Raw genomic sequence first — 13,874 nt, 5'->3', positions numbered from 1 at the left:
TTGCCATCTATCACAGGGAAAGTTCTGCTTATGAAACGCCACGCACTGACCAAAGCCATAACCCTCGCAACCTTGCTGTCTGCCGCCAGTTTTGGCGCGGTTGCCGCCGATATCCCGTTGTCCGAAGTCGTGGTGGCTGATCAGGTCAGCACCACCGTCGTTTCGGTTGATACCGCGAACCATTCCGTGGTCCTCAAAGGCCCACAGGGTAACGAGTTCCCTGTGCAACTGACCGACAAGGCGAAAAACCTCGGCAATCTCAAGGCCGGCGATACGGTCGACATCAGGGTCACCAGCGCCGTTGCGGCCTACCTCGACACCGATGTCGACAAAGGCCTGCCTGGCACCGCCGAAGCCACCGGTGAAATCCGCGCAGCGCCAGGTAGCGCCAACCCTGGCGGCGAAGCTTATCGTCAGGTGAAAGTGCAGCTGAAAATCACTCACATCGACCTGAAGAAAAACCAGGTGACCTTCGAAAACCCGGAAGGCAAGTCCAAGACCGTCGACGTCAAGCGACCTGAAGTCCAGGCCAAACTCAAGGACTTGAAAGTCGGGCAAAGCGTGAACGTGGTTTACACCGATATATTGACGGTGACCAGCAAGCACTAATATTGAGTATTGGCTCTATACGGGTTGATTGTTTTTGTGCAAGTTTTGTATAGAAATAATCAACTCGTATGTTCTAACTGGTGAGTTTGTAGTTCGGGGCGGGATTGGATTTGAGTCGACATTTTATTAAATATAATGTCGATAAATTTCATCTTTGCTGCACGGACATATTTAGCCACTTCTACTAAAATACCTTCCGTTCGCCCAGTGTAGGGCTCTTTACCAGTGCATGGATTGCCGAGGCCAGTGCACTGGGCGAACACTTTCTTTGCTGTATTGAAAGTTTCGGATACAAAAAACGGGCGACCTGCAGGTCGCCCGTTTTTTTTGACTTTCACTGGTTTGGAGGCTACTTCATTTTTGGCATGGTCACGGTCCCTTGTAGGAGCCGGCTTGCTGGCGATGGTGGTTAACGATAACGCATATGAACTGGATAAACGCGGCGCTGTAGGAGCTGGCTTGCTGGCGATGGTCGTTAACGATAACGCGTGTGACCTGGATAAACGCGGCGCTGTAGGAGCTGGCTTGCCAGCGATGGTCGTTAACGATTACGCGCATGAACTGGATAAACGCGGCGCACTTGCGTCCATCGCCAGCAAGCCGGCTCCTACAGTTTGGCGTTCACATCATTTCCACCCGGACGCCAGCGATGGTCGTTAACGATAACGCGCGTAAATCGGATAAACGCGGCGCTGTAGGAGCTGGCTTGCCAGCGATGGTCGTTAACGATTACGCGTGTGGACTGGATAAACGCGGCGCACTGGAGCCCATCGCCAGCAAGCCGGCTCCTACAGTTTGGCGTTCGGACGCGGTCCTTGTAGGAGCTGGCTTGCCAGCGATGGTCGTTAACGATAACGCGTGTGAACTGGATAAACCCGGCGCACTTGAGTCCATCGCCAGCAAGCCGGCCCCTACAGGTATTGCGTTACCGGTCTTTACCGGGATTGCGCGAAGAACCCTTTTTTGCCGAGTAGTGAGAAGTCGTTCAGTCCTGTTTTTCATTGGCTTGAACAACATCGGCCAACTCGGCGAAACACTGTTCGATCGAGCGCCGCTGGCTCTGGGCATACAGTTCCAGTTCATCAATCGTCGGGCGCCCCAGGGCTTTTTCGAATGCCTGCTGGTTGGAGTGCACGCCATAACGGGTTTGCGCGGCGTCCCCCAGGTTTGACTGGAAAATCCCCGCCGCGCTGACCGGCAGGAAGTCTTCGTACACCAGCGGTTCAACCCGCAGGTAACCGCCGCTGAGCAGGTCTTCCAGGGCGGCGTTTTTCAGGTCCTCCACGGCCAGGCCTTTTTCCGTCACAAAGTAGCGGAAGTAAGCCAGGCCCTGTTGGCGCATGCCTTCCCAAGTGTCAGGGAACTCGCTGAAATGCTGCGCCATCAGGGCGTTATAGCGCGCGGCATTGGCTTCGTTGGGGAAGTCCTTGAGTTCGTCCCGCGCGGCATTGAGCAAGCGGTCGTAAAGGGCGCGGCCTTTGGGCGTGAGGGCAGCACCGCGCTGCTCGATCTCGCCGAAACGGGCGCTGTGGCTGCCACGCGCCTCATTTTGATCGGTGAAGGCAATTGGCTCGTCCAGGGCCTTGAAACTGGTCTGGCGCAGCAGGATCGGGCACTGGCGGCGGGGCGGGCCTTCGATCACCGCCTTGGGGGTAATGCCATGGGCCGGCATTTGCGCCTGGACGATGTCGATATCCAGGGTTCGTGGAGTCAGGTGGTTGATGTGCGGGCCCTTGAACGCCACTACGTCGGCGATCAGACGATGCTGGGCGCTGAGTTGTTGATACTGCTCGGCAGTGACGGTGGCGCTGTGGTGCCAGCGGAATGTCTCCAGGGCCTGTTCGACGAACTCCAGGGCTTGCTGCTCGGTCAGGCCACCTTGGGTTTCAGCACGGTCGATGAGAGAAAGGGCCATGGGCGTGAAGATCGAGCGCCGGTCGAGCATCGACTGGGCGAACGCGCGCAGTTCCAGGTCTTCGATCAATTCCAGGCGCAACAGCGAGGTGAACACCCGGAACGGGCTGACCTGCAACGCCGCTTCATGCACCGCGCGAAAAGCCGTGGAATGCACCGGTACGCCGGCCGGTGTCAGGTCGTAGTAACCCACCGGTTGCATGCCCATCACCGCGAACAGGCGGGCGAGGGTCGCCAGCTCATCGGCCGTGCCGACGCGGATCGCCCCATGACGCTCCAGGTCCAGGCGCTCGATTTCGCCGGTGCTCGTGAGCTGTTGCGCGACTTGCGAATCGCTGTCCAGTACGTGACGGTTGGTCTGCTCCACCAGTTCCATCAACGCGCCGTACAACGGCACTTCCTCGCGATACATGTCGGACATCGCTTTGGAGAAGCGTTGGCGGATCAGGTCAGGGCTGACGAAGTTCGGCTGGTTCATGAACAGGATTCCTGGCGCGGTGACGTAAAGGATGCAAGAAAGATCGCAGCCTTGCGCGTCACCGACAAACGAAGTTTCTGACGAACTTCATTCTTCAAAGGACTGCGAGGGGGCGTTCTCAATTAGTTTCCCCACCGCGTTGTCGCCTTAAAGCTGGCCAGGCAAGGCGTAGGCCGCTGGGAATGGTTGTTCCCTTCCCAAGGCCTGCAACGCAGCATGGCCAGCTTTAAGGCACAACCCGGCGCGGTAGGGAAACTAATTGAGAACGCCCCCCCTAGTGCAGTCGTTGATCCTGTGGACTCTCCGATCGCAGCGATGCCAAAAACTCGCGATACAGGCGCGCCGAACCGGTAGGCGCTTCCACCATGGGCATGTGCCCGATGGCGTCCCAAATGTGCACGCGCAGGTCGGCGATGCCCTTGCTCCAGACCGCCACGCTGCTGACATCGATCAACCGGTCCTTGCGCCCCCACAGCAACAGCGCCGGGGCGCTGATGTCGGGCAGGTGCGGCTCCATCGGCGGGCTGGCGCGGAAATCCCGGAAGATTTCCTCCAGCTCCTCGCGGGACTGTTCATAGCGTTGGGCGACGGCATCGAGCACCAGCTTCGGTACCCAGGGCGGCGAAGCCATGGTCATCGCGTAGAAGCGCTGGAATTCTTCGCGCGAGTGAATCAGGAACGGGTTGTGGCCCTTGGCCAAATGCCGCTCCAGATCACTGGGCTCGGGCGCGGTAACCCCCGCCGGGTCGATCAGCGCCACGGACACAATGCGCTCCGGGTAATTGGCCGCGAGCCACGCCGCCATGTAGCCCCCCATGGAGTTGCCAATGACATGGACTTTCTCGACGCCGCACACGTCCAGCAACTGGATCATGCGCTTGGCCTGCAGTGGGATGTCATAGCCGCCACCGGCCTTGAAGCCGGTTTCGCCATGGCCGGCGATGTCCGGGATGATCACTCGATGGCTGCCGACGAAGTGCCGGGCGAAACGCAGCCAGAGGTTCTTGTCGGCGCTGAAACCGTGGAGCATCAGCACACTGCTGGTGGCTTCGTAGGGCCCGCCTTGCCAGGTCGAGACGGTCATCTCGGGGATGGGCACGACGATTTTGTGCAGCCGGTACAGCTTGGCCTCGGCCGCCATGTTCAAGTCATAGAGCCAGTAGCCGATGGCCGGGTAGGTAAGCCAGCTCCAGGTGACGAAAACTGCGAGAACGACGAACAACAAAAGCATCACGCGTCTCCTTTCTATCTGCTCAGGACAAAATGTGATCGGCGGGTTTCAGCGCTCGGGTCAAGCGATGAAAGCTGAAGCTGAACCCTGGAAACATGGCAATCACATGACCGCTCTTGCTTTGATACCAACTGTGGCAACCACCGGACTTCCACACGGTACGTTCCATTTCCCGGTGGATCATTTCAGTGTAGGTACGTTCCGCCTCATGGCGAACTTCGATGCTGCGCAAACCTTGAGTCTTCAAGGTGCGAATGCAATCGAGGATGTAGTTCATCTGCGATTCGATGATGAACAGCGCCGAGGTATGGCCGATGCCGGTGTTCGGCCCGGTGACGATAAACAGGTTGGGAAAGTCGGGCAGGGCAGTGCCCAAGTAGGCCCGTGGGTACTGCGCCCAGACATCCTTCAGGCGGGTGCCGTTTTTGCCCGTGACCGGGTAGGAAATCACCCCGTCGGTGGCGTCGTAGCCGGTGGACCAGACGATCAGGTCGAGGTCGATGTGCTGGCCATCGTGGGTAACGATGCCGGTTTCGTCGATGGCGGCGATGCCTTGTTCGCGGCTGTGCAGTGTCACGTTGCGGCGGGCCAGTGCCGGGTACAGCGTGCTGGACAGAATCACCCGCTTGCAGCCGATGGTGTAGTCCGGCGTCAGTTTGCGCCGCAGTTCGGCGTCCGGCACCTGGCGCTTGAGAAAACGCAGGGCCTGGCGCTGGACCATGTGCACCGCCGGCTTCGAATACTTGAAGGCAATCACCCGGGTTTCGAATTGCCAGTAGATCCCCCAACGCAGCAGCTTGTAGGCGGGTTTGAGCCCCAGCAGCCAGCGCTGGAAACGGCCGAAGCTGCGGTCAGCCCGGGGTAATACCCAGTGGGGTGTGCGCTGGAATACATGCAAGTGCCCGACGTCCGGGGCAATGGCCGGAATCACCTGGGCCGCACTGGCGCCGCTGCCGACGATGGCCACGCGTTTTTGCCGATAGTCGTAGCTGTGATCCCAGTTATTGGTGTGAAACGTCTTGCCGCCAAAGCGCTCCTGTCCGTCGAAGCGGGGCACCACCGGCTGGCTCAGCGGCCCGGTCGCATTGATCAGGAACTGCGCGCAAAACGTGCCTTTGCCGGCGGTGCAGACGATCCAGCGCTTGCTGGTGTCGTCCCACTCTATGCCCTCGACATTCGTGTCCAGTTCCACCTTGTCCCGCAGGCCGAAATGTTCCACCACATGGCGGGTGTAGCGATGCAGTTCGGCCTGTTCGGCGAACATTTGCGACCAGCGATACGGGGCGAAAGACAAGGAATACAGCGGCGAGGGCACGTCGACTGCCGCGCCGGGGTAGGTGTTCTGGCACCAGGTACCGCCGAAGAACGCCCGGCGCTCCAGCAGGCGAAAATCATCGATGCCGGCCTTGAGCAAATTGATTGCAGCACATTGGCCGCCAAATCCGCTGCCAATGATCAATACTTGAAAGGTCTGCATGGGCCTCCTCTTATGGTCATCGATCATCCCCTTCTTTCATGTATAGCCGTTTCTGCAGACGAGGCTTTTGCTTTTATGCGGGCGTGATGTCGCGATATTCAGTCTGCCGACCGGTGATGGCTATTTGATCTCGCCCTGATAGACTCCAGCGAACAGGCACAGGCTGTTATCGCATTCCGTCGAGTGGCACAGAGGCCCTATGGCAAAAGCGGGAGGAAAGGGATTTTCATTGGCCAGGAGGCTCTATACATCGCGAATCCTCGGGGTGGCCCTGGGATTGGTGTGCGTGAGCGCGGCGATGTATCCACTCGATCCGGCGCCGTGGGTCTGGGCATTCATGTGGTTCAACGGCGTGGTCTGGCCGCACCTGGCTTACCAATGGGCGCGCCGGGCCAGGACGCCTTATCACGCTGAACACCGCAATCTGCTGATCGATGCTTTCCTCGGCGGCTTCTGGATTGCCGCGATGCATTTCAATCCACTGCCCAGCGCGACCACCATTTCAATGATGGCCATGAACAACGTGGCCATCGGCGGCATGCGCTTCCTGTTGGCCGGGACGGCCGCGCAAGTGCTGGGCGTGGGTGTTGGCTTGCAGATTTTCGCCCCGGCGTTCATTCCCGCCACCAGCCCGCTGCAGCTCTATGCCTGTTTGCCGTTGCTGTGCCTGTATCCGCTGGCGCTGGGTTGGATCTGCTTCCGCCAGGCCCATACCCTCGGCCGTCAAAAGCGTGAACTGCTGGCACTGAGCCGTACCGACAGCCTGACGGGCCTGCTCAACCATGGCACCTGGAAGGACCAGCTGGAGGTCGAGTTTCAACGTTGCAAACGCCAGCAAAAGGGCGGGGCGATTGCCCTGATCGACATCGACCATTTCAAGGCCATCAACGACACCTACGGCCATGTCGCCGGTGATATCGTCTTGCGCCAGTTGAGCAAAATGCTCCGGCAGAACCTTCGGGCGACCGACGTGGCCGGGCGCTACGGCGGTGACGAGTTCTGCGTGATCCTCCCGGACCTGCCCCTGAACCGCGCCGCCGTGGTCATGGATGCCCTGCGCGATCGCTTCGCCACCTTGGGTTACGAGCAGAACCCGGCGCTGAAAGTCAGCCTGAGTATTGGCCTGGCGTCATTCAACCCGGCCCACGCCGACGCGACACTCTGGCTCAACGACGCCGATCATGCGCTGTACGAAGCCAAGACCACCGGGCGCAACCGCGTGATCTGTTGCGGCAACGGCAAACCCCATCGCGAATTGTTCAACTCGGTGTGACTAAGCCTGTGGGAGCGGGCTTGCTCGCGAAGGCGGTGTGTCAGGCGGCAGTGGTGTTGGATGTGCTGGCCCCTTCGCGAGCAAGCCCGCTCCCACAGTTGATTTCTGTTGAACACAAATTTTGTATTCACCCAAGATCCTTGTGGGAGCGGGCTTGCTCGCGAAGGCGGCGTGTCGGTTTAAACGATCATTCCTTCACGCTCATGAATTCCTCCGCGTAGCGGATGTATTCCTCGGGTTGCGTGTAGGTGTGGGTCAGTTCGGTCGCGCTCAGGTCCGAGGTCTGGGTGAGGATCTGGCGTTGTTCGCGCAGGCTGTCGTAAGTCGCCTTGATCGCGGCGAAGTAGGCGCCATGGCCGTCGATGGTCACGCGCACACCCAGTTCGGCCAGGCGCTTGTCATCGCGTAGCAGCGGGTTGCCGTAGGTCACCAGCATCAACGGCACGCTCAGGTGCTCGGCGATCTGCTCCAGATGGTCGAAGTCTTTTACGCCGACCATGCAAATCCCGTCGGCCCCGGCTTGCTGGTATTGCCGGGTGCGGCTGATGATTTCCTGCACCGGCAGGATCCCGGCGTGGGTACGGGCGATGATTGCCATTTCCTTATCGCAGCGGGCTTCGAGTGCCGCGCGGATCTTGCCGACGCCTTCGGCGACCGTGATCAGGTCGGTGGATTTGCGGCCGAACTGCGCGGGCAGCAGGGTGTCTTCGATGGTCAGCGCGGCGACGCCGGCACGTTCGAGTTCGACGATGGTGCGCATGACGTTCAGCGCGTTGCCGTAGCCGTGGTCGGCGTCGGCAATCACCGGCAACTGGGCGACACGGCCGATGCGGGTGGCCTGTTCAGCGAATTCGCTGAGGGTAATCAACGCAAAGTCAGGAGCGCCCAGCACTTGCAACGAGGCGACCGAACCACCCAGGATCCCGACTTCGAAGCCGAGGTCGGCGGCGATGCGCGCCGACATCGGGTCGAACACCGAGGCCGTGTGGTAGCAGGTGTTGGAGGCGAACAGTTGGCGAAAATTGCGGCGCAAATCTTGATGGGAAAGCCTGGACATATGAGTTCCACCAATGGAATGGAAGGGCTTGAGCAAAAGTGTCAACGCCGAAGAAATAAAAGGCTATCACGCGCGCAGGGAGAGAATGATGACGAATTTGCTGGGTAAGGACGATTGACGTCGCAACAATGAAGCTGATAAGTCACGCCGCCACGGCCTGCTGCCGTTGGTCAAGCAGCGGCACGGCGCGCACCGAGTCGCCGGGTTGCAGCTGCAAGCGCTTGGCGGTCAGGCGATCAACCACCAGGCTGTTGCCCATCTGCCTGGCCGGGGCGCAGGTGATGCGACAGTTTTCCAGGCGGCGATTATGGATCAGCCAGACGGGCGACTTATCGTCCAGCGAACCGATGACCAGTGACAGCGGCTGGCTATCGCGCACGGTGCGGATCCCGGAGACCGGGGCTTCAAGGACCGGTCCGCCGTCGAAGATATCGATGTAGCCCTTGTGGGCAAACCCCTCGGCGCTGAGGATTTTCAGCGCTGGCTCGGTATTGGGGTGAGCCTTGCCGATCACCGCCCGGGCCTGTTCGGTGAGCATGCAGGTGTACAGCGGCTGGCGCGGCATGAGTTCAGCGATGAAGGATTTGTTGCCGAGCCCGGACAAGTGATCGGCGTGGCTGAAATCCATCTTGAAAAAGTGCCGGCCGAGGCTGTCCCAGAACGGCGAGCCACCGCGTTCGTCGGCACTGCCGCGCAGTTCGGCGATGAGCCGGTTGCCGAACAGCTGCGTAAACTCGGCGACAAACAACAAGCGCCCGAGTGAAAGCAAACGACCGTTGCTGCCCTGGCGCTGATCGGGGCGCAAGTACAGCGAGCAGATTTCCGATTGGCCAGTCAATTCATTGCTCAGGAACAGGGTCTGCATCTGGCGCTGAATACCCAGGTCCGGTGCCGCGCTGACCGTCAGTCCTACCCGGTAGTTGTACCAGGGCTCGCGCAGGCCGATGCCACCCGTCAGCGCACTGACGCCCACCACTTGCTGCTCGTCGTCCTCGAGCACGAACAGATAATCGGCATCGGCGCGGTCGACCTGCCCGGCGAAGGTGCGTTGGGCCCAGCGGATCCGGTGGGCCAGGCGTTCTTCGTCGGCCGGCAGGCTGGTAAGCCCCGGGCTGGCTTGGCGCACCAGCGTGAACAGGGCGGGCAGGTCGGTGATCTGGACCGGGCGGACAATCATGCGGCTGTTCCTTGTTCGCGTGTGCTGGGGCGCTGAATCTGACGGCTACTCACAGGGCGATCATCCTGACCGGGCTGCCCTCGGTCACCTTCAGCGCCTCGCACATGGCGGCGTCAAGCGTGACGGGTTGCCCGCTGATGTACTCAAGATCGGCGACGATGGCCCGGTAATCCTGCAAGGAATCGTTGCTCACCAGATAGCTGCCACGGGGATCGATCACAGTTCCCGGCCGCGTGATGGCGCACTGGCTGTGGGCGATGGAACGAATGCCGGACGTGCGCGCATACAGGGTCGGGCCGCCGTCGAACAGATCGATGTAACTGTTGGTTTCGAAGCCTTCACGTTCAAGGATATCGAAGGCTTCCTGGCCGTCGGGGTGGATGCTGCCGATGCAGTCCTGTGCCGCCTGGGGCAGCATGGGCACGTAAATCGGATACTGCGGCATCAGTTCGGCGAGAAAGGTGCGGCTCTGCAGGCCGCACAGGCGTTCGGCCTCGACGTAGGGCAAATCGAAGAAATGCTTGCCCACGGCGTCCCAAAATGGCGAGTGGCCGTCATCACTGCTGTAGCCGACGATCTCGGTGATCACTGTTTCGGAAAAACGCCGGGCGTGGGCGGCGATGAACAGCAGGCGCGCCCTCGACAGCAGTTCGGACTGTGCGCTGCGTTCCCGTGCGGCATCGATATGGAAGCCGCGCAGCAGGGTGTGGCCACTGAGGTCGTGGCACAACGACAAGGCGGGTACGCCGTGCTCGATGTTCAGCTCCCTCGAAGCACTGGTGAAGTGCCGGTTGCGCAGGCTGTAGAACGGCTCGCTGTACCCCGCCGTGGCGAGGATTTCCGAACAGCCGACCAGGTGCTGCGTCGCCAGGTCTTCGAGCACAAAGAAATAGTTTTCCGGGCCATGAGCCTCGACGTCCTTCTCGAGCGACGCACAGGAATCGAGGATTTTACCGCGCAACCGTTCACTGTCGTCGGGCAGGGACGTTACGCCCACGAGACTTTCACGAGCCAGCCTCTGCAACTGGGGCAGGTCGGCCAACTCGACTGGACGCAAGACCAGCATGGAGACACTCCTGTATCAAACGATTCGGCGGCTTGAGCCGAACCTGACTATCACTGTCGGTTTTTCCACACATTAAATCGGTGGTCGCCGGAACGTTGTCAGGCGCCACGCTTGTTCTTGTCAGATGCTTCTTGTGCTGGACCGCATTAAACGAGGAACGGACAGTTCGGCCGGAGGTGATGCCTGGCCAGGCGCATTGATCGGGTGTTCGAGAAAGGCATCCGGGCTCCTGCTGGATGAGCGGGTTACAGTTTTTAACAGTCCGTTGAAAGGAGTATTTAATTATCGCGTACTGCCTGTCTAGTTAATTTTTGCGCCGTCAGGCAGTGCCCGAAAAAGGGGCGAAATGCCTGTGCCAAGGGGCTACACCGATGTCGCAAGGTCTTGTAGGTGGTTGCCTCAGTTGCCGTCAGCCATCACAGAAAATCTGCCAGGAAATGTCTGAAGGAACCCCTTTCAAGCGGGAAAATTAAACAACCCCCGGGGCCTGCTTTCTTGCGGCACAATTGCGCAATGGCGCTCACCTGTGGTCAGCGTTCCTTTCCATCCATAGAGTGATTCCTGGTGCAGGCAACCCGTTTAACCCTGATTTGCCACGCTCGAACCGTCGCACAGAAATTGGCGCGCTTTCCGTTGGACGAGCCTCTGGAGATGGATTGGCAAGCGCTCAGGCTTTCCCGTTGCCATCAGTTCGAGGGTACTCCACGGCTTGCTTGTGGCCCGGAATTGCGCACCCGGCAAACCGCCGGGCTTTTCGGCAGCGCAGCGGAGGTTGTCGATGCGCTGAAGGACTGCGATTTCGGGTGTTGGGGCGGTGTGCGCATCAGTGAGCTACAAAAGACTGCAGCCGAGGAACTCCAGCATTGGTTGGTGGACCCGGCTTCGGCGCCCCACGGTGGCGAGTCGCTGCTGCAATTGGAGGAACGGATCGGCGCGTGGTTGACCGCGTTGCAATCGACGCCAGGGCACATCGTTGCCATTACCCATCCCTTTGTCATCCGCGCCGCGCTGACGCACGTGTTGCAGGGGGCGTCGTCCAGCCTGATCGACGTTGAACCCCTGTCGGCCGTCGAGTTGCGGTTCCATGGTCGCTGGCGGCTGCGGTTGACAGGCACTGACCCCGAGGACCTGCGGTGATGAAAAAACTCCTGGTTATCGGCATCGGTGCCGGCAATCCCGACTACATCACGATGCAGGCGGTCAAGGCGCTGAATCAGGTCGATGTTTTTTTTCTCATGGACAAGGGTGAGAGCAAAGACAAACTCATCGATCTGCGGCGCGAAATCTGCGAGCGCTACATCAGCGACCCCGATTACCGTTTTGTCGAAGCCCACAGCCCGGAGCGCGAGCGCGGTGAGGTGGACTACAGGACCAGTGTCGACGATCTGAACCTGGCCAAGCAGCAGATCTTCGAACGGCTGATCAGCGAGGAATTATCCGACGGCCAGTGTGGTGGTTTTCTGGTGTGGGGCGATCCGACGCTGTACGACAGCACCCTTCGTATTCTTCAGGCGATCCAGGCCGCGGGCGCCTGCGCGTTCGAGTTCGAGGTCATCCCCGGCATTACCAGCGTCCAGGCATTGGCGGCACAGCACAAGGTGCCGCTCAACCAGATTGGCCGCTCGGTTGAAATCACCACAGGCCGGCGTTTGGCGGCGGGGCAGGTGAGCGATGCCGAGAGCCTGGTGGTGATGCTCGATGCTCAGGATGCTTACCGTCAGGTGGTGGATCAGGACACCGAGATTTACTGGGGCGCCTATTTGGGGACGCCGGACGAAATCCTGATCAGCGGCAAGCTCAAGGATGTGGCGGATGAAATCGAACGGGTGCGCAAGGCTGCGCGGCTGGCCAATGGCTGGATCATGGATACCTATCTGCTGCGCAAGCCTTGATTAGTCGGTGACCGGGCTGACGCCTTCGCGAGCAAGCCCGCTCCCACAGGGAACTGCATTTCAAATGTGGGAGCGGGCTTGCTCGCGAAGAGGCCCTCGAGAACACCTCAAAAACCAGCACTGCCCCCACGCCCAAACCGCTCCCGATACACCGACGGCGGCACACCAACCACTGTGCGAAAGGCCACCCGGAAGCTTTCCACCGAGCGATAACCACAACGTTCGGCAATCTGCTCGGTGTTCTGGTCGCTGCTTTCCAGCAGTTCGCGGGCGCGGCCCAGGCGTTCGTGCTGCAACCAGGTTTTCGGTGACTGCCCACTGGCCTCGGTGAAGCGGCGCAGGAAGGTGCGTTCGCTCATGGCGGCTTCGCTGGCCAGGTCGCGCACTTCCAGCGGCTCGTGCAGACGCTCACGGGCCCACTGCATGACGCGGGAAAGATCGCTGCGCGGTGTAGGACTGACCGGCGTCGGAATGAATTGCGCCTGGCCACCGCTGCGTTGCGGCGACATGACCAGGCGTCGCGCCACGGAGTTAGCCACCTGGGTGCCGAAATCCCGTGCCACCAGATGCAGGCAGGCATCGATGCCCGCCGCGCTGCCGGCGGAGGTGATCAACTGGCCGGAATCGACATACAGCACGTCCGGGTCCACCAGGATGCCGGGAAAACGCTCGGCCAGTTCCGAGGTATAGCGCCAGTGCGTGGTCGCACCGCGCCCGTCGAGCAACCCGGTGGCGGCGAGGACGAAAACACCGGAGCAGATCGACAGCAACCGGGCCCCCCGCGCATGGGCCTGGCGCAGGGCGGCGACCAGTTCCGCCGGCACCGCGGCACTGCGGTCGCGCCAGCCGGGGATGATGATGGTGCGGGCATCGGCGAGCATTTCCATGCCGCCATCGGCCAGGACCTGGATGCCGCCCATGGCACGCATCGGGCCTTGATCGACAGCGACGATACGATGCTCGTACCACGGGAAATCGAACTCGGGTCGTGCCAGGCCGAAGATCTCCACGGCAATGCCGAACTCGAACGTACAGAGGCCGTCGTAGGCCAGAATCGCGACCAATCCAGGGCTGGAGTGCATTTGGCGGAAAGTTCCCGGTGAGTGTCTTGTGCGCCACTTTAGCTGCAAGTGGCTGGCGGATAAAGTCTTCCTACACCCACCGATACTTTGGAGTACACAGCATGACCAGTCTGGTTCGCGAAATTCCCGCCGCCCCATCGGCCATCGCCCTGATGCATTTCAGTAACCGTCTGACTTTCGAAACTGATTGTTCCGACGTTCACGCCAGCCAGCAGGGCGCTGAAGTCGATTTCATTCTGGTGGATGTGCGCGGCCCGCTGGCGTTCGAACGCGGGCATGTACCGGGAGCGATCAACATTCCCGGGCGTTTGCTGACTGCCGAAGGCTTGGCCGATTATCCGAAGAACAGCCTGTTCGTGGTGTATTGCGCCGGGCCGCACTGCAACGGCGCGAACAAGGCAGCAGTGAAACTGGCGGCCCTGGGTTATCCGGTCAAGGAAATGATCGGCGGCGTGACCGGGTGGCTGGATGAAGGGTTTGAGTTGAGTGCCGGGGTGCAGCGGCCCGCTCGTGACGTGATTGGTTGCGAATGCTGATCTTCAAACACCGCTGATCATTGTGGCGAGGGGGCTTGCCCCCGTTGGGTTGCGCAGCAACCCCAGAATCTCGGAAATGGTC

The 13,874-nt window shown here is 60.4% G+C and carries 13 protein-coding genes; 6 read left to right on the top strand and 7 right to left on the bottom strand.

Going from position 1 to position 13,874, the window contains the following annotated elements:
• Positions 1–30: 30 nt before the first annotated feature.
• Together QMK54_RS19625 and QMK54_RS19620 are read left to right on the top strand one after the other, a co-directional pair.
• The gene (locus QMK54_RS19625) at positions 31–609 is read left to right on the top strand and encodes a hypothetical protein (protein ID WP_110662025.1); all 579 of its coding nucleotides are present in this window, start codon (positions 31–33) and stop codon (positions 607–609) included.
• Positions 610–1,002: 393 nt separating this feature from the next.
• Complete coding sequence (locus QMK54_RS19620) at positions 1,003–1,269, top strand: hypothetical protein (protein WP_320401178.1); 267 nt, start codon at positions 1,003–1,005, stop codon at positions 1,267–1,269.
• A 325-nt stretch (positions 1,270–1,594) separates the two neighbouring features.
• Here the strand turns inward: QMK54_RS19620 and QMK54_RS19615 are convergent, their stop codons facing one another.
• From QMK54_RS19615 to QMK54_RS19605, 3 genes are all read right to left on the bottom strand, one after another.
• Positions 1,595–3,001 (bottom strand): VOC family protein, encoded by a 1,407-nt coding sequence (locus QMK54_RS19615; protein ID WP_320401177.1) that lies wholly within the window; start codon positions 2,999–3,001, stop codon positions 1,595–1,597.
• 274 nt (positions 3,002–3,275) lie between these two features.
• Positions 3,276–4,232 (bottom strand): alpha/beta fold hydrolase, encoded by a 957-nt coding sequence (locus QMK54_RS19610; protein ID WP_110661108.1) that lies wholly within the window; start codon positions 4,230–4,232, stop codon positions 3,276–3,278.
• Positions 4,233–4,254: 22 nt separating this feature from the next.
• Complete coding sequence (locus QMK54_RS19605; protein ID WP_223593521.1) at positions 4,255–5,709, bottom strand: flavin-containing monooxygenase; 1,455 nt, start codon at positions 5,707–5,709, stop codon at positions 4,255–4,257.
• A gap of 199 nt (positions 5,710–5,908) precedes the next feature.
• Here QMK54_RS19605 and QMK54_RS19600 point away from each other — a divergent pair, with 199 nt between their 5' ends.
• Complete coding sequence (locus QMK54_RS19600) at positions 5,909–6,982, top strand: diguanylate cyclase (protein ID WP_110661110.1); 1,074 nt, start codon at positions 5,909–5,911, stop codon at positions 6,980–6,982.
• A 187-nt stretch (positions 6,983–7,169) separates the two neighbouring features.
• On the opposite strand, the gene QMK54_RS19595 is transcribed toward QMK54_RS19600, so the two are convergent.
• The 3 genes from QMK54_RS19595 to QMK54_RS19585 all read right to left on the bottom strand — a co-directional run bounded on the left by QMK54_RS19595 (position 7,170) and on the right by QMK54_RS19585 (position 10,282).
• Positions 7,170–8,039 (bottom strand): isocitrate lyase/PEP mutase family protein, encoded by an 870-nt coding sequence (locus QMK54_RS19595; protein WP_007975765.1) that lies wholly within the window; start codon positions 8,037–8,039, stop codon positions 7,170–7,172.
• A gap of 142 nt (positions 8,040–8,181) precedes the next feature.
• A complete protein-coding gene (gene astA / locus QMK54_RS19590; RefSeq protein WP_320401176.1) occupies positions 8,182–9,216 on the bottom strand; it encodes an arginine N-succinyltransferase in 1,035 nt (344 codons plus the stop codon).
• Positions 9,217–9,265: 49 nt separating this feature from the next.
• A complete protein-coding gene (locus tag QMK54_RS19585) occupies positions 9,266–10,282 on the bottom strand; it encodes an arginine N-succinyltransferase (protein ID WP_320401175.1) in 1,017 nt (338 codons plus the stop codon).
• Positions 10,283–10,846: 564 nt separating this feature from the next.
• Here QMK54_RS19585 and QMK54_RS19580 point away from each other — a divergent pair.
• Entirely contained in the window at positions 10,847–11,419 is a 573-nt protein-coding gene (locus QMK54_RS19580) for a histidine phosphatase family protein (protein ID WP_110663263.1), read from the top strand.
• Positions 11,419–12,174, top strand: a complete 756-nt coding sequence (gene cobF / locus QMK54_RS19575; protein ID WP_320401174.1) for a precorrin-6A synthase (deacetylating) — start codon at positions 11,419–11,421, stop codon at positions 12,172–12,174. Before QMK54_RS19580 ends, cobF begins: the two co-directional genes overlap by 1 nt.
• A 107-nt stretch (positions 12,175–12,281) precedes the next feature.
• Here the strand turns inward: cobF and ftrA are convergent, their stop codons facing one another.
• A complete protein-coding gene (gene ftrA, locus QMK54_RS19570; RefSeq protein WP_223596049.1) occupies positions 12,282–13,256 on the bottom strand; it encodes a transcriptional regulator FtrA in 975 nt (324 codons plus the stop codon).
• A gap of 101 nt (positions 13,257–13,357) precedes the next feature.
• On the opposite strand from ftrA, the gene QMK54_RS19565 reads away from it, so the two are divergent.
• Complete coding sequence (locus QMK54_RS19565) at positions 13,358–13,792, top strand: rhodanese-like domain-containing protein (protein ID WP_223596051.1); 435 nt, start codon at positions 13,358–13,360, stop codon at positions 13,790–13,792.
• Positions 13,793–13,874: the final 82 nt, after the last annotated feature.

It is taken from the genome of Pseudomonas sp. P5_109 (assembly GCF_034009455.1).
Classification (GTDB): Bacteria; Pseudomonadota; Gammaproteobacteria; order Pseudomonadales; family Pseudomonadaceae; genus Aquipseudomonas.
Note: the sequence above shows the minus strand (reverse complement) of the source record. Positions and strands in the feature narration are given on the sequence as shown.